The following is a 13,525-nucleotide window of genomic DNA, read 5'->3' as shown; positions in this document are numbered from 1 at the left end:
CCTGCGATTATGGTGTTTACTGGTCAAAATCCGGATACAACTCCAGCTCGGCAAACTCGGCATCACTCATGGCCTGGAGCTTGCCCAGTGCGCTGTCTGTCAACTCCCGCAGCTCGGTTTCCTCCGGGGCCAGCTCGCCGCGCATATCACGCAGGCTGTCGATCAGTCCGGTGCGGCTGCCGGTATTGTAAATGCACATCAGGTTCATTTCCTCAAAAGTAAAGTTTCCCATATCAAATCTCCCTTTCCGCACTCTTTTTTGGAGCTATCTTTTTGTGTTCTGCCTTGGGCTGGCTTTTCAGCTGCTCCATGACGGACTTTTTCTTTTCCCGTTCCTCCCGATGGGCAGCGGCAGCCAAATCCATGAGGGAAATGGGCTGACCGTTGCGGGCCTGCTGTTCCAGCTCTGCCACCGTAGGCTCTTTTGCGCCATTGTTGATGATACCGTCGATCATGCCGTAATCGTCCTCCACGGCCATCTCCGCATTTTTCAGCGGATTTTCCGGCAGGAATCCGGGGATCTGGGTAAAACCAACACTGTCACAGTAATGACAGGATACCTTACCATCCTGCTTGATCGCAACGATGTCACTGACACTCATAGAAGGACTGTGAAAATCCGCCGGCTTTTGCAGATTAAACTGCTCATATAGTTTTTCCAGCTGCTCCGGTACCGTGCCAGACTCCCTCAGCGGAGCTGTGTAAATGAGGTCATAATTGCTGCGGTCTATGGAAATGTCATGGGACTTTAACCAATCCAGATTCATAAAGCGCACATTCTGCGGATCGTCACGGCTCACCTGATAGATAGCAAAGCAATCTCTGTTCTGGGATAGAAATGCCTGTTCGCGTTCCTGCTGATGTTCCTGACGCTCCATGACCTTTTCGTGGAACTGAGGGCTTTTCTCCCATTCCTCACGGTCCACGCCAAAAAGACCGCCATGATCCATGATTTCCTGCGGGTCAAACACCATGCTCTCCGTATTGTCCTCATGCAGCACATAGACGGTCAAACCAGCGGCATCCAGTTCCAGCGCCCGTTCTCTGGTGACAGGGAGCATCCCATCATAGAAGTAGCCGTATTCCTGCATATCCGGTGTGGATACCTGCTCATCAGGCATAGGGTATTCATCCAGCGCCTGCTCTTGTGCTTCCGGCAGCTGAGAAGAAGCAGCCATCTGACTGGCCTCTGCCTGCATCTGCTGGTAGGCAGCTTCCTGCAAGGTCTCAATCATGGACAACGGTGCGTATTTTACCGAGTCTCTGCCCAAATCGTTGTCATCACAAATCTGGAGAACTGCCTTCATGCGGGAAATCTCCGGCATATCCAGCTGACCACCATCCAACTCTTTCATGGACGCGGCATCGTAAAGGGTATAGTCCCAGCCGCTGTCACAGGACTGGATATGAAGATAGGTGGCATCGTCAATCAGAAACAAAGCCTCCTGCTGGTTGGCATCCGCCCCCAGCACTTCCATTTCCGGCATTGCCGCAGCCAGTTCCTTTACCGCTTTTTGCACCAGAGGATTATCACGGTAATAGTCGATTGCCTGGATGGTGTCCAGGTCAATGGTCTGGCCGGTCAAAATCGGAAAAGGTCCTTCATAGTCGCTTCCGTCTTTCAGCTCAAAACCAATGCCCTTGATCCCGTTCATTCGCTCTGCTGGAATCTCCTGATAAATGCGGACAGCTTCCTCCAAAGACAGGTTATCGTGGTATTCTCCGAGGTTTGGAAATTCCATGCACTCTGCTACATAGTAGGTCAGATCGCCGGTCGGCAGCCTATCAGATACCTTAATGGCATCTGCTGGCTGCTCTATCGGGGCGGTTTCCGGCTCTACCTTTGCATGAGGGTCGATTCCGCGCTCTTTGCAGATTTCCTTATAGTGGCGCTCAATGTCGGAGATCAAAGTGCCGGAGGTTTTGTTGATGGTCTCCAAACTGGCTCTCAGTTCTTTCAGTTCCTTGCCCTGACTCCAACTGGCAATATAGCCAAAGCTGTTTTCTCCAGTCTCGATGCCAAAATACTTGCAGACCGCATAGGAGATGCTTTCAGCCTCCACTTCTTCCGTGTGACGATCTTTCCTCTGTTTCTGCAAAAACTGGGAGAGGGTAGAAAAGCCACCGGTAAAATTCAGCCCTTTTTCCTCGGTCAGCATCAAGCGTCCATCTTCCGTCAGTTCCAACGGCTCTGTCAGCAGAACGGAGCCTGCATGGTTTACAACCACTCGTTCTTCCACACAGACCGGATCTCCAGGATCGTAGTCAGAACCGCGCAGGTCATAGCAATAAACGCCCTCTGGCAGATTATCGCGAGTAATCCGTCCGTTGGAGAACAGACCAAGTTTATCAAACAGCTCGATCTCCTGATATTGCTCGTCATTGGCAATCTGGATCTTTTTCTGATTGTGGAGCTTGCTGTGAGCAATCTCGTGAACCGTGGCCGAAACCGTCTGCACCTCGCTCATGCCCTGACGAATGGCAATTTTCTGATGATCGGCAGAAAAATAGCCGTCCGTATCGGCGGCCATTGCTTCAAAAGTAATCGGCACCGGTGCGCTGCGGCGCAGGGCCTCCATGAATGCCTCATAATTTGGCACATTGCCGGAAAGGGAGGAAGCAAGCTCCGGCAAAGGTTTCCCGTCGGTCTGACTCACATCAAAGACCTTGACAGGGCGAAACATGGGAATCTCGATTTCTTTTTCCTCTGTGACGATCTTTCCGTCTTTATCCAGAATCGGAGCCTTGGTATCTGGGTCCAGCTTCTGCTCCTCGATTTTCTTCTTATACGGTGTGGGAGCGATGATGGTAATGCCATGCTCGCCCTTTTTTACATGACGCTCAAACTGGTCTTTCCACTTATTGTATCCGGCTACCAATGTAGCGTCCGGCTTCTGCATATAGATGAGCATGGTGTTGTTTACCGAATAGCGGTGGAAGCGGGACATGACGGACAGATAGCGCATATACTTTTCACTCTCAAACAGTTCCTTGATCCCCTGCTCGATGCCATCTGTGATTTCCCTTAGCCGTTCTCGGTTGGTGGGTTTATTCTCAGCCATGATTTTCAATCTCCTTTCCAAGTGTGTGATTTCTGCTGTGTGTTCTGCAATCCATTCCTTTTGTTCTTCTTCACTTTCATAAAGAAAAAGGTCCAGCAGGTACTCCACATAGGTTTTCTTCTGGATTGCTTCCACAAAGCGGGGGTGCGGTTCTTCCTCCGGTGTCCGGGGAGAATTGTCGGCCTCCCATTTTTTCAGCAGATAGTAGTAATCGGACAGTACGCGATAACACCGCTGCCGGTCCTCCCGAAACTTTTGTGCCTCTGTTTTCTGCCGGACATACCTCCTGCGGGGAGGGGCCTGACTGTCATAGATCAGGCCAAAGTCCTGTGCCAGTTTCTCCGCCGCTTCTTTTGGGGAGAGGTCAAAGAGCTTTGCGGTAAAGTCGATCACATCCCCATCTTCACCGCAGCCAAAGCAGTGGAACCGCTGGTCTACCTTCATGCTGGGGTTCTTATCATCGTGAAAGGGACAGCAGGCCATGCCATTTCGTTTGACCTCGATCCCATAAAACGCTGCCGCATCTCTGGTGCTGACCGATTGCTTGACTGCTTCAAATACATTCTCTGCCATGTGCCTTTAACTGCCAGACTTTCTCACAGGGGGCTGGTATCCGGCGGCTTTCGCACGCTCACTGGCAGCTTTGCGGCGTTCTGCACTATATGGCTCCCGGACTGATACACACCGCTTGGGGACGGTAAAGTTATGGGCGTCCTTTCGGGTGATCTGGTCGGGGTGCTTTTTTGCCAGCAGTTCCAGCTTCTCCATCAGACGGGGATCGTGGGTATAGACCTCAGCCATTGGTTCTGCCTGGTTATAGAGGAGAATGGTTTCCCGTTCCACTAAAGAGAGCTTCATCGGCTGCCTCCTTTCCGCTGGTCAAATTCCAGCTTGAAGTTGGCGTACTGTCCATCATCCTCCAAAACCACAGCGGCATCGTAGGTCTTGCCGGTTTTCTCCGAATATAGCCCCGTCACACGGACACGGCCATCGTTCAGCAGTGCAGACACCACAGCCTTGGTCGGCTGTTTTTTCTTGGCAGCCCACCATTTGTTATTTTTCCAGATTGCAAATTTGCAAGAATCATTCTGACAGAAGAAGCCTTTTTGCAGTTCTGCAACTTCACCGCCGCAGCGAGGGCATTTGCCCACCACCTCACGGGGCGGAGTGAACAGGTACTCAGTTCCTTTGATGACCTGATAAGTTCCCACCAGATCTTTCAGCATGGTGCTGATCCCGTCCAGGAACTCCTCCGGGGCAAGCTGCCCGTGCTCGATTTCCCCCAGGCGGTACTCCCACTCGGCAGTCAAAAGCGGAGATTGCAGCTGTTCCGGCAGAACGGTAATCAGGGAAACTGCATCGTGGGAAGGGAGAAGCTGCACCGTTTTCCTGCTCTTTTTTCGTTCCAGAAAACCGGCAGATACCAGCTTTTCCAAAATACCGGCACGGGTGGCCGGTGTCCCCAGACCTTTTCGCTCGGCATCCTCCGGCATATCCTCTTTTCCGGCAGTCTCCATCGCGGACAATAGGGTGTCCTCCGTAAAGTGCTGAGGCGGACTGCTTTTGCCTTCTTTGACGATTGCCGCAGCAACCGAAAGGGTCTGTCCTTCAGTCAGCTCCGGCAGGGCTTTTTCTGCACCCTCTTTTTTTGGCTCTGCATCCTTCGTTTTTGCACGGTAAGCGTCCTCCAGTGCTTTCCATCCGGGATACTTCACCGTTTTTCCTTTGGCGGTAAACTCCCCACCGGCACACGTTGCAATCACAACGGTTTCCGAATAGATATAGGGCTGGGCTACGGCGCACAGCAGGCGCAGGGCCACCAGCTCCAGCACTGCTTTTTCTCCCGCAGGAAGGGCAGAAAGGTCTGCATCCTTGAGATTTCGGGTGGGAATTACTGCGTGGTGGTCGGTTACTTTCTTATCGTTGATGACCGCACCGGCATCACAGGAAATGGCGATCTCTTTCCGAAACGGCATAGCATAGGCAACCAGATTCACCAGCACCGGCAGGCTGTCTGCCATATCACCGGTCAGATAGCGGCTGTCAGTACGGGGATAGGTGCAGAGCTTCTTTTCATACAGGCTTTGCAGATAGTCCAGGGTCTGCTGGGCCGTAAATCCAAGCAGACGGTTGGCATCTCTTTGCAGGGTAGTCAGGTCATAGAGGGCAGGCGGCTTTTCGGACTTTTCCTTGCGCTCCACCTTTTTGATTGTGACATTTGCACCCTGACAGGCTTCTTTCAGCTGCTCAGCAGCAACCTTATCCGCCATGCGCTCCCCGGATACGGTAAGACCGGGCAGCTCCAGCGCCACGGTATAAAAGGGAATCGGCTGAAAGGTGTCGATCTCAGCTTCTCGCTGAACAATAAGCGCCAGCGTCGGGGACATCACGCGCCCGATGTTGAGGGTTCGGTGATACAGCACGGAAAAAAGCCTTGTCGCATTGATCCCCACCAGCCAGTCGGCCTTGGCACGGCAGAGGGCAGCATCCCGAAGTCCGTCATAATCCGCACCGGGGCGCAGGTTTGCAAAGCCTTCCCTTATGGCAGAGTCCTCCATCGAAGAAATCCAGAGCCTTTTCATCGGCTTCTTGCAACCTGCCAGCTCATAGACGCTACGGAAGATCAACTCGCCCTCGCGTCCGGCATCGCAGGCATTTACCACCTCCGAAACATCCGGGGCATTCATCAGCTTTTTGAGAATATCAAACTGCTTTTTCTTATCCTTTCCCACCACCATCTGCCAATACTCCGGCAAAATAGGCAGGTCATCATATCGCCACTTGGCATACTTTGGGTCATAGCTGTCTGCATCCGCAAGACCGGCCAGGTGGCCCACGCACCAGCTGACACGCCAGCCGTTGCCCTCCAGATACCCGTCCTTACGGACGGTTGCACCGATCACCGCCGCCAAACTCTGGGCAACCGATGGTTTTTCGGCAATTACCAATTTATGTTGAGCCATGATGGTTCCTCCTCTCTTTGAGCCATCGGGACATTTCCCGGTGACAGATACCTACGCAGGGTCTTCCATAATTCCCGCAACCATAGCAGGGGTGGCTGTGGGGTAAAGAAGGAGGACGGGAAGTTTCCTTCCCGCCCTCCGGCCTGCGTGTCATCATGCGTTCATAGGGACTGTCTGTGAAACGGGTCATTTCACACTGTCCTCATCATCTTCTTCTGTGCTGCCCCCGTCAGCGTCCGGCTCGTCCGACTCCTCATCCTCGGTTTCCCATTCCTCGGAATCCTCCTCGCCATAATCATAATCGTCCAGACTGTCATTGCCCTTGGTCTTAGGCTTGTTCTTAACGAGCTTCAAGTAGGCAAATACGCCACCGCCACCAAGCAGAGCCAGCAAAAGGACTATCGCAGCCGGGTTCAATCCGGCAGGCTTCTCTTTTTCCGGCTCCGATGTTTCTGCCGGAGGTTCCGGTGCTTTGCCCGTACATTTACTCTTATCAGTTGCGCAGACCGGGCAGGCCGTATTGACTGCCCCTGCTTCACATTTTGTTGAACAGCTACACACAGCAGCCGGCTCCTCTTTGACATTTTCATCTTCCATCAGTGCCATCAAATCCGCTTCATCCACCTGGTTCAGAAAGTGAACAGCAGTCTTTTTATCCTCATTCGCCCTGTCGATCAAAATGTAAAAATAGTTGCCAGCCTTGGTGGTAACGGTAATGAGCTGCTTATTGCCACCAAAATCATCCACCAGAGCGGCATTGCCATCTGGTGTAAGTGCCGGTGCCGGTTCTGTTTCTTCCACAATCACATTGCTGTCATTGGTAGAATCCTCTGCCGGTGCCGCCAGAGCCTGTTCTGACCCCTGTGCGAAAGCAGGGATCGTAAAGCCAAATGCCACAACCATTGTCAGGCAAAGGGCGGAAAGTGTTTTGCAAATTCTTTTATTCTTCATAAGCGGTAACCTCCTGATTATTTGATTCCGACAGTGCTGTATCTCTGCCGTGGTTCATTCCACCGGAAAGCATAGCGTTCAGCTGTGCTGGAGTCATGCGTAACGCACGAACCATCTGAACGATTTCCAGATTCTCTGCCTCCGTTTTCTGTGCTTCCAGGGTCTTGAGCTTTTCCTGATATTCCGCAATCTTCTCACGGGTTTTCTCAATTTCCTGGTCGATACGTTCAATTTTGTTTTTTGCCATAACCGTTCACTCCTTTCCACAAAGTCTGTTACCAGTTCATCAGGCCGTAGCCCTTAATACTTTGATAATTCAGGTCATAACTTTTGATCTTGCAGGCATCGCCGGAATTTCCCTCCACGGTATAAACACGGCTGCCATCCGTACCGATCACGATACCCACATGGTCTGCTGTCCCATCCAAATCCCAATCAAAGAAAATTGCATCTCCGGGAGCCAGATTGTTATAGCCTCTTGCACCCCATTGTCCATGAGACTGGAACCACGGAACGCCCTGCCACTCACAGCCTGCAAAGCGCGGTTCACTTTTTCCAGCCTGGTTATAACACCAGGATACAAAGCAGGCGCACCACTCCACGCGGCTGTCAAAGCCATACCAGCTCCAATAAGGATAGCCGCCCACATTGCCCACCTGACGCTTGGCCAGTTCCACCAGCTGAGGATTGCCGGGGCGGGTACCGTTAATGAACTGCACACCGGACAGATCTTCCGAGCCGCTGGTATCAGGGGAACCGCCGCCAAACAACAACGGCTTATTGCCCATGGTCTGTCGATAGACCTGATACATTTCCATCTGCTCCGGGGTCAGAATCTCCGACGCCACAGCGGAAATGGGCTTGCTGGTGAGTTTCACATTCAAAATGTAATACTCATAGGGGACTTCTTCTGAGGTGGTCTCGCCGGTCTCCGGGTCGGTGGAGGTCTCCGTGCGGTAGCGAATCTCCACTTCCTCAGTAAGCGTCAGCTGATACTGTGCTGCAAACACACGCGCCAGCTCTGCCTGAGCGCTCTGCTGGGTGTAACCTTGCAAGACGGCAGACAGAAATGCTGCCAGCTCATGAGGGTCATGGCCGATCATACCAAGGTCATAGCGATACTCGTCATACCCTGGGTGGCTGCTTTCAATGTTGTCGATTTCCTCCTGCAACTGGACTTCTCTGGCTGCATAATCTGCTTCCACTGCCAGCATTTCCGGGTCATCCGACGGATAAGTGGTGCCGGAGAGAACGGAACCGATGCTCTGCGCCATCATGGAGCAGGAGGACATGGTATTCATCAGCATACAGGTAATGAGGAACAAAACCCCTGCCATCAGGAAACCCTTCTTGTGGCGCATGACGAACGCCCCTGCCTGCTGTGCCTTTTCTTTTACCGTCCTTGCGGCTTTTCCGGTTTTGGATGCAGCCTGGGCGGTATTTCCGGCAGTCTGACCGGCGTGTTTGGCGGCGGCATACTGCCTTTTGATGGCCTGCTTTTGCTGCCAGCGGGAAAGCGGATTGCTGGCAAACTGGGGATTTTCCTGCAAAGATTTCTGGTACAGAACATTTACATTTGCCTTTTCCAGTTGGCGCTCTGCCTGTGCTGCTTTGCGGTACGGCTTCAGCTTGTGGCTGCGATAGCCCTCCCGCACCAGATAAGCGCCGGTCTCCACCGCCTCCTCGGACTTGTGGGCGCTTTCTACACCCACATTGTCCTGCTCTGTTTCCCGGATCTCTTTGTGGAGCTTGCCCGCAACCAGATGGACGGGAGCTTCCCTGACTCCTTGAGAAACTTTGGAAGGTGGCTTTTTCTTGTCCTCAAAGGTCAGCTTCGAGGCCTTTTTTCCGGTATCCGGGTCAATGACCGTCTGCCTGACCTTTTTCTTTGGGATATTGGCCTGCGCCTTATCTGCTCTGGCCGCAGCTTTCTCCGCTTTACGGATCGGCTTTTCCAGTGCAGGGTCAGATCGTTCCTCATCAGTAAAGCGCAGACGCGGTTCCTTATTCAAACCATTCTCCCAGCATGAGGGAGGACATCATGTAGTGCAGCTCTGCATAAATGGCCATTCCCACAGGATCGTTGAACATACAGCCGGACAGGTAGGCATAAAACTGTGCCACCACATCGGACAGGATCTTCGCCTCTGTTCCTTCCAGAATCAGGCCGCCCATACCTTCTTTAGCACGAATGGCGCTCCAGACCTCTGCCAGACGAAGAAGCCCCACCTGACCGGTCTCATTCAGTTCGGCTGCCTGATCTGCCGCCGTGCGGCACTCACTTACCGCATCGGCCATGACTGTAAGCAGCTGGCTGCGCTGGGCATTTACCGCCCTGTCAAAAAACATCAGCGGATTTTTATTCAAAATGTTGGGGTTCATCATCATTCATCCTCCTTCTTTTTCAGTTCCTGGGGTTTGGTGGTCATAATGCGGTAAAGCTCGGTATTCTTCGGGAAGTGATCCACGAAAGGCAGGATTGTAGAGCCATAAAACAGCAAGCCCTCGCCCTCACCGGAGTGGGTCACATAAGATAATTGGTGTGTGGAAATCCCCAGTTGCTTCGCCAAAATCTGACGGTCTCCGCCTGCCTGGTTAAGCATATACACGAAGTCGGAATTTTCAAAGATATTTTCCACCTCGCGGCTGCTCAAAAGGTCTTTGACATTCTGGGTGATACCTGTCGGAATACCGCCCCATTTTCTGAATCGCTTCCAGATTTCCACCGTATAGGCGGCGGTCTGCTCCTCCTTCAAAAGCAGGTGCATCTCGTCGATGTAGTAGCGGGTGGACTTGTGCGCGGCACGGTTGATGGTAACACGGTTCCATACCTGATCCTGAACCACCAGCATACCGATTTTTTTAAGCTGCTTGCCCAGTTCCTTGATGTCATAGCAGACAATCCGGTTATCAATGTCCACATTGCTCTGATGATTGAACACATTCAACGAACCCGTTACATAGATTTCCAATGCCGTTGCAATGTACTGAGCTTCTTTTTCTTCCTGCTCCCGCAACAGGTTATAAAGGTCCTCCAAAATCGGCATATTCTCCGGCTTTGGGTCATTGAGATATTCGTTGTAAACCAACCGTACACAACGGTCAATAATGGTTTTCTGCACCGGCTGCAAGCCCTCCTTACCGCCCACGATCAGCTCACACAAGCTGAGGATAAAGTCAGACTTGAGTGACAGCGGGCTTTCATCATCCGAATAGTCCAGATTCAGATCCATCGGATTGATATAGTTGGTTGAAGTAGGTGAGATCTTGATGACCTGCCCATGCAGACGCTCAACAAGAGGTGCGTACTCCGCTTCCGGGTCACAGATAATGACATCATCGCTGGTAAGCAAAAAACAGTTGGCAATTTCTCGTTTTGCGCTGAAGGACTTACCGGAACCCGGCGTACCCAGAATCAGGCCGTTGGGGTTTTTCAGCAGCTTTCTGTCCACCATGATGAGGTTGTTGGACAGAGCATTGATGCCATAGTACAGAGCTTCTTTCCCGTTCTGGAACAGTTCCTGCGTAGTGAAGGGCACAAAGATAGCTGTGGAACTGGTGGTCAGTCCTCGCTGAATCTCAACCTGATTGAGACCCAGAGGCAGACAGCTCATCAGCCCTTCTTCCTGCTGGAAGTCCAGCCTGGTCAGCTGACAGTTATACTTCTGGGCAATAGAGCCTGCCTGAAAGATGTTGTTGCCAAGCTGACGGGGATTGTCCGCTGTGTTCAGCACCAGAAAGGTCAAAAGGAACATTCTCTCGTTGCGGCTCTGCAAATCCTGCAAGAGTTTTTTCGCTTCACTGCCGTAGGTAGCAAGGTCAGATGGAATGATGTCCATGTCGTATCCGGCACGGACTGCTTTTTTCTGTTCTTCGATCTTACTGCGGTCCAGGTCGGTAATCTTGCGCTTTACCGTTTTGATGGCTTTCACCTGATCCACCGACTGAATGTGCATACTCACAATGAGCGAACTTTCCATATCCAAAAAATCAGCCAGCAGACGGTCATTCAGTTCCGGTGCGAGGATCTGCAAAAAAGAAACAGCTCCGTATTTCTTACCCATACGGAACTGCTTGCCGGTGCGGAACTCAAAGGAGCTTGGTGCAATAAAATCCTTTGTGGACAGACCGGAAAGAGCCAGCCAGTCCCATTCAAACTGAAACGGGAGTTGTTCATCCATGTGGAATACCGCATGAAGCTGAAAAAGCCTTTCTTTACCGTCCAGCGTTCTGGCAGCTACACCAAGACGCTTGAAGTTATTAAGTATATCGGTCTCAATACGCTCCAGACGGGGCTTGGCGGCTTTGATGCTGTCCGCGTCGATACCAAAGGTCAGGTATTTGGTCTTGATGAGACCGTTGTTACCTCTGGCCAGCTGATTTTGCAGCATTGTGGTGTATTCCTCGCGGATACTGTCAAAGGCGTCCCTCTGGGGCGGAATGGAAATGGAGTTAGCAAAGGTCTCCTCCGATGCCGCAAGGTTCAAAAAAGACAGCTGGAAATGAATCGAGCTGTCAAAATAATTGAGGAAATCACACCACCCCTCAAAGATTGCCGTCTTATCTTCGTTTTGGGAGAGCTGATAGTTGATGTCCTGAAACTGGATGGTCTTTGTGTAGTGGCTGTCCGATACGCGGCAGATTCCGTCCGGCCACATCCGTTCATAAGGGATACTGTCCTGCGCAGATTTTCCTTTTTTGTCCGTGCGGTTAGCGCGGGCAATGGCCGCTTCGATCTGCTTCTTATCGGCGCGGGACAGCTTTTTCTTTGTCTTTACCGGCTGCACAGTTTTTTCCTCGGTTTTTCCGAACATCCGATGCAGCCATTTTTTTATTGCGGTGAACAATGTCATACACCTCCTTATCGAGCATTTCCTGCCGCTTTAATACGGCATAAAAGTTGTTGGTCTGGTAAGGTCGCTGCTTGGGACGGATCACAGCTACTTTGAGAATGTTGCCCACGATCTTTTCCAGGGGCTGTCCATGCTTTTCGTACATAGCCAGCATAAAGAAGGGCAACATAACCAGCATCATACACATAGCCGCTACACTGTTTCCGGTAGGTTTTCTGAGCAAAAAGAAAAGCGGTACGCCAATAAGCGCTCCGCCCGTAAAGCAGATAAGCTGCCTCTTGGTCAGATTGAACATGACCTTTGTTTTGACTTTTGTTAAGTCCTTGGGTACGGGTACATAAGCCAATGTGGAAACCTCCTTCCGTTTTAGTGTGCCTGAAAGACTGATTTGGCGAGACTGCCGGTTTTGAACAGCGTAAAACATAGCAGTACAGTGTAGCCCACGCAGCTCCAGATTGCCATGATGATGTCATCTTCCATAGCGATGTTCTGCACCAGCACAGCATAAATTGCCACGCAGACGATAATGAGAAACGCCTGAAAGCCCAGTGCCAGCAGGGATCGGAGGTAATTCTGTCCCATACCGCCCCATTCCTTGCCCATCATTGCAGCCATTGGAACGGGAGCCACCGAAGTTACAAGGTAGATCTCGATCATACGGCCATAAATAACGATAAAGATACAGATATACAACGCCCACATGGTAATGCCAATAAAGAGGGATTGGAACCACAGTCCGAACAGCGGTCCCAAATCCATTTCCATCAGCCTCGGTTCCAGATCGGTCATAACTGAGGAAATATCAATGGACGCATCCGAATTGATAATCCCTGCCGCCTGCGCCACCACGCTCTGCGCCATATCAAAGACGCCCATCACGATATTCCATGTGTTTGTGACAATGAGGATGGCGGCAGCTGATTTGAACACCCACTTGAAAATCATCCAGGTATCCACATCATGCAGGTTGTTCTTGTCTGCAATCATCTGAATCAGGTCTACGGTCATCACGATAGCCAGGATCACACCTGCAATCGGCACCATGATGGAGTTTGACAGATTCTCAATCATATTGAAAATACTGCCATTCCATCCCTGTGGGGTCTGTCCTACCTGTACGGATATATCCGCGACCTGTTGGTTTACACTGTCAAACATCCCCGAAAGGTTGCTCATAATACCGCCCACCAGCATTTCTTTCAGCCAATTCGTCAGGGCTTCAAGTAAGAAATCCATACGGTGTCAACCTCCTTTCCGCCGCCCCCGCAGAGCTGCGGGAGCGGCAAGGATTTCATGCAGGAACGCTTAGACAGAGAACAGCCCGGAGAGCAGAGGTACAAGAACCATACCAACAACGGCTACACCAGCACCGGCCATGAGCTGCTTCATGCCCTGAGATTTTGCGCCAGGGTTGTCGTTGCCGTAACCTTCCAACAGGTTGATGACACCCCAGATACCAAGACCAGCGCCCAGAGCGATAACGAGAGTCTGAAGAACGGTAATTGCCTGTTCAAAAAATGCCATATAGTTTGTTAGCCGGAATCTGATTAAAAAATAGGTTTGTCATGTTTCATAGGCATACAAAAGCCGGAACAATCTGCCCTCGATATATGAGAGCCTGATTCCGGCTGTCCTCCTTTTTCATTATTTTGTTGATGATTGCCCGCTTTGTACGCCAATGGCCTCAACAGAGGCA

The 13,525-nt window shown here is 51.5% G+C and carries 13 protein-coding genes; all 13 read right to left on the bottom strand.

Going from position 1 to position 13,525, the window contains the following annotated elements:
• Positions 1 to 16 precede the first annotated feature (16 nt).
• A complete protein-coding gene (locus H8R91_RS05445) occupies positions 17 to 232 on the bottom strand; it encodes a transposon-transfer assisting family protein (RefSeq protein WP_055200194.1) in 216 nt (71 codons plus the stop codon).
• Between the two features lies 1 nt (position 233).
• Complete coding sequence (locus H8R91_RS05440) at positions 234 to 3,635, bottom strand: YodL domain-containing protein (RefSeq protein WP_186935187.1); 3,402 nt, start codon at positions 3,633 to 3,635, stop codon at positions 234 to 236.
• Between the two features lie 6 nt (positions 3,636 to 3,641).
• Positions 3,642 to 3,920, bottom strand: a complete 279-nt coding sequence (locus H8R91_RS05435; protein ID WP_118596745.1) for an immunoglobulin — start codon at positions 3,918 to 3,920, stop codon at positions 3,642 to 3,644.
• A complete protein-coding gene (locus H8R91_RS05430; RefSeq protein WP_186935186.1) occupies positions 3,917 to 6,025 on the bottom strand; it encodes a type IA DNA topoisomerase in 2,109 nt (702 codons plus the stop codon). Before H8R91_RS05430 ends, H8R91_RS05435 begins: the two co-directional genes overlap by 4 nt.
• A complete protein-coding gene (locus H8R91_RS05425) occupies positions 6,012 to 6,215 on the bottom strand; it encodes a hypothetical protein (protein ID WP_009003368.1) in 204 nt (67 codons plus the stop codon). Before H8R91_RS05425 ends, H8R91_RS05430 begins: the two co-directional genes overlap by 14 nt.
• Positions 6,212 to 6,976, bottom strand: coding sequence for a DUF4366 domain-containing protein (locus tag H8R91_RS05420; RefSeq protein ID WP_186935185.1), 765 nt, complete (start codon positions 6,974 to 6,976; stop codon positions 6,212 to 6,214). The genes H8R91_RS05425 and H8R91_RS05420 overlap by 4 nt, the downstream gene beginning before the upstream one ends.
• On the bottom strand, positions 6,966 to 7,223 hold the full coding sequence (locus H8R91_RS05415; RefSeq protein WP_009003366.1) for a DUF4315 family protein: 258 nt from the start codon (positions 7,221 to 7,223) through the stop codon (positions 6,966 to 6,968). Before H8R91_RS05415 ends, H8R91_RS05420 begins: the two co-directional genes overlap by 11 nt.
• A 28-nt stretch (positions 7,224 to 7,251) precedes the next feature.
• Entirely contained in the window at positions 7,252 to 8,988 is a 1,737-nt protein-coding gene (locus tag H8R91_RS05410) for a C40 family peptidase (RefSeq protein WP_186935184.1), read from the bottom strand.
• On the bottom strand, positions 8,981 to 9,364 hold the full coding sequence (locus H8R91_RS05405; protein ID WP_009003364.1) for a DUF3851 domain-containing protein: 384 nt from the start codon (positions 9,362 to 9,364) through the stop codon (positions 8,981 to 8,983). The genes H8R91_RS05410 and H8R91_RS05405 overlap by 8 nt, the downstream gene beginning before the upstream one ends.
• Positions 9,361 to 11,763, bottom strand: a complete 2,403-nt coding sequence (locus tag H8R91_RS05400) for a VirB4-like conjugal transfer ATPase, CD1110 family (protein WP_186935383.1) — start codon at positions 11,761 to 11,763, stop codon at positions 9,361 to 9,363. The genes H8R91_RS05405 and H8R91_RS05400 overlap by 4 nt, the downstream gene beginning before the upstream one ends.
• Positions 11,720 to 12,175, bottom strand: coding sequence for a PrgI family protein (locus H8R91_RS05395; RefSeq protein WP_002576235.1), 456 nt, complete (start codon positions 12,173 to 12,175; stop codon positions 11,720 to 11,722). The genes H8R91_RS05400 and H8R91_RS05395 overlap by 44 nt, the downstream gene beginning before the upstream one ends.
• 20 nt (positions 12,176 to 12,195) lie before the next feature.
• Positions 12,196 to 13,065: a VirB6/TrbL-like conjugal transfer protein, CD1112 family gene (locus tag H8R91_RS05390; RefSeq protein ID WP_005335866.1), complete on the bottom strand. Its 870-nt coding sequence runs from the start codon at positions 13,063 to 13,065 to the stop codon at positions 12,196 to 12,198.
• A 69-nt stretch (positions 13,066 to 13,134) separates the two neighbouring features.
• Positions 13,135 to 13,353 (bottom strand): Maff2 family mobile element protein, encoded by a 219-nt coding sequence (locus tag H8R91_RS05385; protein ID WP_003525154.1) that lies wholly within the window; start codon positions 13,351 to 13,353, stop codon positions 13,135 to 13,137.
• Positions 13,354 to 13,525: the final 172 nt, after the last annotated feature.

Origin of the sequence: Ruminococcus intestinalis (assembly GCF_014288065.1) — a bacterium.
GTDB classification, from domain to species: Bacteria; Bacillota; Clostridia; order Oscillospirales; family Acutalibacteraceae; genus Ruminococcoides; species Ruminococcoides intestinale_A.
Note: the sequence above shows the minus strand (reverse complement) of the source record. Positions and strands in the feature narration are given on the sequence as shown.

Bases quoted from the DNA above. Each gene is read 5' to 3' on its own strand.
- H8R91_RS05445 (WP_055200194.1), bottom strand. From the start codon at position 232: ATGGGAAACTTTACTTTTGAGGAAATGAACCTGATGTGCATTTACAAT.
- H8R91_RS05440 (WP_186935187.1), bottom strand. From the start codon at position 3,635: ATGGCAGAGAATGTATTTGAAGCAGTCAAGCAATCGGTCAGCACCAGA.
- H8R91_RS05435 (WP_118596745.1), bottom strand. From the start codon at position 3,920: ATGAAGCTCTCTTTAGTGGAACGGGAAACCATTCTCCTCTATAACCAG.
- H8R91_RS05430 (WP_186935186.1), bottom strand. From the start codon at position 6,025: ATGGCTCAACATAAATTGGTAATTGCCGAAAAACCATCGGTTGCCCAG.
- H8R91_RS05425 (WP_009003368.1), bottom strand. From the start codon at position 6,215: ATGACCCGTTTCACAGACAGTCCCTATGAACGCATGATGACACGCAGG.
- H8R91_RS05420 (WP_186935185.1), bottom strand. From the start codon at position 6,976: ATGAAGAATAAAAGAATTTGCAAAACACTTTCCGCCCTTTGCCTGACA.
- H8R91_RS05415 (WP_009003366.1), bottom strand. From the start codon at position 7,223: ATGGCAAAAAACAAAATTGAACGTATCGACCAGGAAATTGAGAAAACC.
- H8R91_RS05405 (WP_009003364.1), bottom strand. From the start codon at position 9,364: ATGATGATGAACCCCAACATTTTGAATAAAAATCCGCTGATGTTTTTT.
- H8R91_RS05390 (WP_005335866.1), bottom strand. From the start codon at position 13,065: ATGGATTTCTTACTTGAAGCCCTGACGAATTGGCTGAAAGAAATGCTG.
- H8R91_RS05385 (WP_003525154.1), bottom strand. From the start codon at position 13,353: ATGGCATTTTTTGAACAGGCAATTACCGTTCTTCAGACTCTCGTTATC.